The organism is Streptomyces sp. HSW2009, from assembly GCF_040240285.1.
Classification (GTDB): domain Bacteria; phylum Actinomycetota; class Actinomycetes; order Streptomycetales; family Streptomycetaceae; genus Streptomyces.
Genome location: NZ_JBEHZD010000426.1, coordinates 1 through 7121, shown reverse-complemented (window position 1 = coordinate 7121; position 7121 = coordinate 1). Strand labels below are relative to the sequence as shown.

Sequence of the window (7121 nt, the reverse complement as noted above, 5' to 3'; positions counted from 1 at the left end):
GGCCCGGTGGTGGGAGTCGTGCGGGGTTCGGATTGGTGGCGTGATCGGGCATTCGCAGGGTGAGATCGCTGCCGCGTATGTGGCGGGGGTGTTGTCGCTTGAGGATGCGTTGCGGGTGGTGGTGTTGCGGAGCAAGGTCTTGCGGGGGTTGCCGTCCGGTGGGGGGATGGTGTCGGTGGGGCTTGCGGCGGAGACCGTACGGGACGGCATCGAGGCCGCGGGTGTCGGCGAGGTGGTCTCGGTCGCGGCGGAGAACGGGCCTTCGAGCGTGGTGCTCTCCGGTGAGGTGAGCGCATTGCGTGACTTGGTCGCCGCGTACGAGCGGGATGGTGTGTGGGTGCGGTGGGTGCCGGTGGACTACGCCTCGCACTCCCCGCAGGTCGATGCGGTGCGGGAGGAGTTGGAACGCCTGCTCGCCGGGGTCGTGCCGGGCCCGGGACGGGTGCCCGTGTTCTCCACCGTCACCGGTGCGGAGCTCATGGACACCACCGCCATGGACGGCGGCTACTGGTGCGCCGGTCTGCGGCAGACCGTGCGGCTGCGGGAGGCCGTCGCCGCGGCCGTCGCCGACGGGCACACCGCCTTCATCGAGTGCAGCCCGCACCCCGGCCTCGTGGTCCCGCTCACCGACACCCTGGAGCAGTTGGGTGTGAAAGGCGTCGTCCTGGAGACGCTACGGCGTGCGCACGGCGGCCCGGACCAACTGGCCCAGGCCCTCGCCCAGGCCCACGTACGAGGTGTGACCATCGCCTGGCACACCCTGCTGACCAGCGACGACACGGCCATCGGAGCGCGCAGGGTGGACCTCCCCACCTACGCCTTCCAGCGCGAACGCTACTGGCTCGACCCCGACATGGGCACCGCCCTACCGGGCTCGGCCGACCGACCCACCGGCGTCACCGACGGCGACACGGCGGCGGACGCCCCCTTCTGGGACGCCGTCACCGCCGCCGACCCGGGCGAACTGGCGACCATCCTGGACCTGCCGCAGGACGCCCCGCTGACCGAACTCGTACCGGCACTGGCGTCCTGGCGGGCCAGGCAACGGACGGCGGCGACGGTCGGCGGCTTGCGGTACGAGGTGCAGTGGGAGCCGTGGGCGGGCGCCGGGGCGGAGCCCGTACTGACCGGTCGTTGGCTGCTCCTGGCCCCCACCGGCGCGCCGGGCGCGGAACTGCCCGACCCGCTGGCCGCCGCACTCGCCCGCCACGGCGCCGACGTACTCCGCCGGGAGGTGGACAAGGCGACCGGCGAGCGGTCCGAACTCGCCGCGGAAATCGGCAGGTTGGCAGCAGATGAGCCGGTGGCCGGCGTGCTCCTGGTCGCGCACGCCGACGACCCCCGGCAGCCCGAGCCCCTCCTCACCCTGCTCCTGACACTCGTCCAGGCACTGGGCGACGCCGAGGTGACCGCCCCGCTGTGGACGGTGACCCGCGGCGCCACCACGGTGACGGGAGAGGATCTGGCGAGCCCGGCCGGGGCCGCCGCCTGGGGCCTGGGCCGGGTCGCCGGCCTTGAACACCCACAGCGCTGGGGCGGCCTGATCGACCTGCCGGCCGGGCCTGCCGGCGGGCCCTTGCTGCACGCACTCGCCGGCGTCCTGGCGGCGGACACCAGCGAGGACGAGTTCGCCGTCCGCCCCCTCGGCGTCTTCGTCCGCCGGCTCGCCCGACTCACCCAGAACCAGCCGGGCGGACCACACCCGGCAGGCCGCTGGCAGACCGGCGGCACGGCCCTGGTGACCGGCGGCACCGGCGCGCTCGGCAGCCAGGTGGCCCGCGGCCTCGCCGCCGCCGGCGCCGAACGCCTGGTCCTGGTCAGCCGGCGCGGCCCGGCCGCCCCCGCCGCCGCCGCGCTCCGCGCCGAACTCACCGCGCTCGGCACCCAAGTCACCCTGGTCGCCTGCGACATCACCGACCGCGACGCGCTCGGCGCCCTCCTCGCAGAGCTCCGCGCGGAAGGCCCCGCACTGCGCACCGTGGTGCACACCGCGGGCGCCGCAGGGCGCGGCCTGCTCGCCGACCTGACCCCCGCCGAACTCGCCGCAACCCTGACCGCCAAGGTCGCCGGCGCCACCGCGCTGGACGAACTCACCCGACCCGACACCCTGGACGCCTTCGTCCTCTTCGCCTCGGCCGCCGGGGTGTGGGGCGGCGCCGGGCAGGGCGCGTACGCGGCGGCCAACGCCCACCTCGATGCGCTGGCCCAACACCGCCGCGACCAGGGGCTGCCGGCCACCTCCCTCGCCTGGGGGCAGTGGGCCGGCGGCGGCATGGCCGCCGGGGCTGCCGGGGCCCACCTCGAACGCATCGGGGTGCCCGCCATGCCACCGGAGCAGGCGATGGCCGCGCTGTGGCTCGCGCTGGCCGAGGACCGCACCTGCGTGACCGTGGCCGACGTGCGCTGGGACCGGTTCATCGAGTCGTACACCGCCGCCCGCCCCCGCCCCTTCCTGGCCCACCTCGCGGCGGAGGTGGAGGCGGCGCGTACGGCACCCGGCGGATCGGAACGGGCGGACGCTCCCGCCTCCTTCCAGGACCAGATGGCGGGACTTCCGGCCGCCGAACGCCGCACCGCGCTGCTCGCCCTGGTCCGCACCGAGGTGGCGATCCAACTCGGGCACGCGGACGCCGCGGCCATCGACCCCGACCGGCCCTTCCGCGACCTCGGCTTCGACTCGCTGGCCGCCGTGGGCTTCCGCAACCGCGTCACCGAGGCCACCGGCATCGCCCTGCCCACCACCGCCGTCTTCGACCACCCCACGGCCACCGTCCTCACCGACCACCTGCTGTCCCAACTCGGCGGCCCCGAGCCGGCGCTCTCACTCGCCGACGAGCTTGACCGGCTGGAAGGTGCACTGGCCGACCTGGGCGCCGAGGACGAGGCGCGGGAACGGGTCGCCGACCGGCTGGCCGAACTCGCGGAACGGTGCCGGCGCCGGCCCGACCAGCAGGACGACCCGGTGGCCGACCGGGCCGCGCGCCCGGACCTGCACACCGCTTCCGACGACGAGATGTTCCAGATCATCGGCAAGGAGTTCGGGATCTCCTGAGCGCGGTCCACGTCCAGGCAGCCCGGCGACGAGGGGTCAACAGCAATGTCCAACGAAGAGAAACTGCGGCACTTCCTGCGGCAGACCGCGGCCGACCTGCGCCGCACCAAGGACCGGGTCGAGGAGTTGGAGGAAGCGGCCAGGGAACCGGTGGCCATCGTCGGCATCGGCTGCCGCTTCCCCGGCGCCGCCGACTCGCCCGAGGCCCTGTGGGACCTGGTCGCGCACGGCGTGGACGCCGTCGCAGGATTCCCCACCGACCGCGGCTGGGACCTGCGCCACATCTACGGCCACGAGGCCGGCGGGAACGGCGGATCGACCACCGACCAGGGCGGCTTCGTCTACGCGGCGGCCGAGTTCGACGCCGCCTTCTTCGGCATCTCACCGCGCGAGGCGCTGGCCATGGACCCGCAACAGCGCCTGCTCCTGGAAACAGCCTGGGAGGCGGTGGAACGCGCCGGCATCGACCCCACCTCGCTACGCGGCAGCAAGACCGGCGTCTTCGTCGGCGCCAGCGCCCTCGGCTACGGGAGCGGCCGGGCCGGCGCCGAACTGGGCGGCCACCGTGTCACGGGCGGTGCGATGGCGGTCGCCTCCGGCCGGGTGTCGTACGCGTTGGGCCTCGAAGGACCGGCCGTCACCCTCGACACGGCCTGCTCCTCCTCGCTGGTCGCCCTGCACTGGGCAGGCCACGCGCTGCGCGCGGGCGAATGTGACCTGGCGCTGGCCGGCGGGGTGACGGTGATGGCGCGCCCGACCGCGTTCGGCGAGTTCTCCCGGCAGGGCGGACTGGCCGCCGACGGCCGCTGCAAGTCCTTCGCCGCCGCGGCCGACGGCACGGGCTGGGGCGAGGGCGCGGGGCTGCTGCTGGTCGAACGGCTCAGCGACGCACGCCGCAACGGCCACCCCGTACTGGCCGTGGTACGCGGCTCCGCCGTCAACCAGGACGGCGCGTCCAACGGGCTCAGCGCACCCAACGGCCCCTCCCAACGGCGCGTCATCCAGGCCGCGTTGCGCCATGCCGGAGTGGCGGCGGCCGAGGTGGACGCGGTGGAGGCACACGGTACGGGGACCACGCTCGGCGACCCCATCGAGGCCCATGCGCTGCTCGCCACCTACGGACAGGGCCGGCCCGCGGGGCGCCCGCTGTGGCTCGGCTCGGTGAAGTCGAACATCGGCCACACCCAGGCCGCCGCGGGCGTGGCGGGTGTGATCAAGATGGTGATGGCGGTACGGCACGGGGTGCTGCCCAGGACGTTGCACGTGGACGCGGCGTCGCCGCAGGTGGACTGGGGTTCGGGCGCCGTGGAGCTGCTGGTGCGGGACCGCCCCTGGCCGACCGTCGACCGGCCGCGGCGGGCCGGCGTCTCCTCGTTCGGCATCAGCGGCACCAACGCCCACGTCATCGTCGAACAGGCACCGGTCCCTCGGCAGCCCGCCGGGCCGCCGCCGACCACCGGGCCGCCACCGGGCGAACGGATCACCGTACAACCCGGCGGCCAGTCCGTCGCGCAACCCACTGACCAACCCACTGACCAACCCACCACGCAATCCACTGGCCAGCCTGCCGTCCAACCCAGTGGCCAGCCCGCAGCCCGACCCACGCAACCCGGCAACCAGTCCGCCGCGCAACCCACTGACCAACCCGGTAACCAACCCGCCGACCAACCCCAAGGCGTCGGTGGCCTGCTGCCCTGGGTGCTCTCCGCCCGGAGTGCGCCCGGGCTGCGGGCGCAGGCCCAGCGGCTGCGGCAGTGGACCGCGGCCCGACCCGGGACCGACCCCGCGGACGTGAGCAGGTCGCTGGCGGTCGGGCGCGCCGTGCTCGAACACCGGGCCGTGGTGTGGGGCCGCGACGCCGCCGAACTGGGGCGCGGACTGGCCGCGGTCGCGGGTGAGGACACCACCCCCACCGCGCCCGTCGCCGCCGCGACCACCGGGGTCCGCAGATCCGGCAAGTGTGCCGCGGTCTTCACCGGGCAGGGTGCCCAACACCGCGGCATGGCAAGCGAGTTGTATGCAAACTTTGCGGTCTTCGCCGCCGCCGTTGACGAGGCGTGTGCGGCCCTCGAAGCTGCCGGGGCGCCGCCGGTCAAGGCCGCACTGCTCGGCCCCGCGGGCGGGGACCGGCTGCCGGACACGGCCCTGGCCCAGCCGGCGCTGTTCGCGTACGAGATCGCCCTCTACCGGCTGTGCGCCTCCTGGGGACTGACCCCGGACTACGTCACCGGGCACTCGCTGGGGGCGATCGTGGCCGCCCAGGTGGCCGGGGTGTTCTCGCTCGCCGACGCGGCGAAGCTGGTCGCCACCCGGGCCAGGCTGATGGGTGACCTGCCGGGCGACGGCGCGATGCTGGCCGTCGGCGCCCCCGAGGACCAGGTGGCCGCCCTCCTCGCCGCGCTGCCGGGCCAGGGCGCTGAGGTCGCCGCGGTCAACGGGCCGGCGAGCGTCGTGGTCGCCGGCCGGGCCCCGGAAGTTGACCGGCTCGCCGAGCAGTGTGCCGAACGCGGCTGGCGCACCTCCCGGCTGCGCGTCTCGCACGCCTTCCACTCGGCCCGGATGGACCAGGTCCTGGCGCCGCTGCGGGCCGTACTGCGCGGCCTGACCCACCGCGCCCCGACCCTGCCCTTCGTCTCCGACACCACCGGCGAGATGACCACCGCGGGGGAGCTGGCCGACCCCGAGTACTGGGTGCGCCACGTACGGGAGCCGGTCAGGTTCGGCGCCGCCGTGGGGCCGCGGCGCGCCCACGCGGGGACCACCTTCCTGGAGAGCGGCCCCGACGCGGCCCTGACGGCGATGGGCGCCGAGTGCGCCGCGGGCGCCGACGGCGTGCACGCCGTGCCGGCGCAGCGCCGCGGCCGGCCGCCGGTCACCACCCTGGCCACCGCGCTCGGCGAACTCTTCGTACACGGCGTGCCGGTGGACTGGCCACGGCTGACCGCCGGCCACGGCCAGCGCGTTGACCTGCCGACCTACGCCTTCCAGCGCGAGCGCTACTGGCTGGAGCAGCAGCCGGAGCCAGCGGACCGGCAGGACCGGCCGGCGGCCGGGCCGGTCGACGACGACCTGTGGGCCGCGGTGCAGGGCGGCGCCCCGGGCGAGCTGGCCGACCTGCTGGGCGTGGCCGATGACGCCCCGCTACGCGCCGTGGTGCCGGCCCTCGCAGCCTTCCACGGCCGCCGACACCTGGCAGCCACCGCCCGCTCCTGGTGTTACGAGGTCGGTTGGGAACCCTGGCCCGGCGCGCTGCCGGCGGCCGAACTGTCGGGCCGCTGGCTGGTCCTCCGGCCCACCGGCGCGGACCCGTCGGGCGCCGCGGCCCAGGTGGTCGACGGGCTCGGCCGGCAGGGCGCCGAACTGACCGTGCTCGACGTCGACCTGGCCGCCCTGACCCGTACCCACCTGGCCGCACTCCTCGCGCAGTCGGCCGCCGGCCCGGCCGGCGCCGCCCGGGCTGGCCCCGCCCTGCCGCCCCTGACCGGCGTGCTGTCCCTGCTCGGCACCGCGCCCGGCCTGGCCCACGCCGACCTGACGCGCACCGTCGCCGCCACCATCACCCTGGTGCAGGCGCTGGGCGATGCGGAGGTGACGGCGCCGCTGTGGTGCCTGACCCGGGGCGCCGTATCGGTGCTGGGGGAGGAGTTGGACAGCCCGGTGGGCGCGGCGCTGTGGGGGCTCGGCCGGGTCGTCGGGCTTGAGTACCCGCAGCGCTGGGGCGGGCTCGTCGACCTGCCGGCGACCTGCTCGACCCGCACCTGGAGCACGCTCGCCGGGCTGCTGGCCGCCGGGTCGGCCGAGGACCAACTCGCCATCAGGCCGCTCGGCCTCTTCGGCCGCCGGCTCGCCCGGGTGGCGGCGCCCGACACCGCGGCGGCCACCGCCCGGCCCGTACCGCACACCGTGCTCATCACCGGCGGCACCGGCGCGCTCGGCGGACACCTGGCGCGCTGGTACGCGGCGGCCGGCACCCGGCGCCTGGTCCTGGTCGGTCGGCGCGGCCCCCCCGCGCCCGCCGCCCCCCCCCGGCGGGCCCCCCGGGGGGCCCCCCGCGCGCAGGGGCAGGCCC

2 protein-coding genes are annotated in these 7121 nt (G+C 76.0%); both read left to right on the top strand.

The genetic code is table 11. The features are described 5' to 3' along the window. On the top strand, positions 1 to 3052 hold a 3052-nt coding region (locus AAHZ94_RS25205; protein ID WP_349995453.1), incomplete at its 5' end, for an SDR family NAD(P)-dependent oxidoreductase. Between the two features lie 45 nt (positions 3053 to 3097). Beyond that, on the top strand, positions 3098 to 7121 hold a 4024-nt coding region (locus tag AAHZ94_RS25200; protein ID WP_349995451.1), incomplete at its 3' end, for a beta-ketoacyl synthase N-terminal-like domain-containing protein.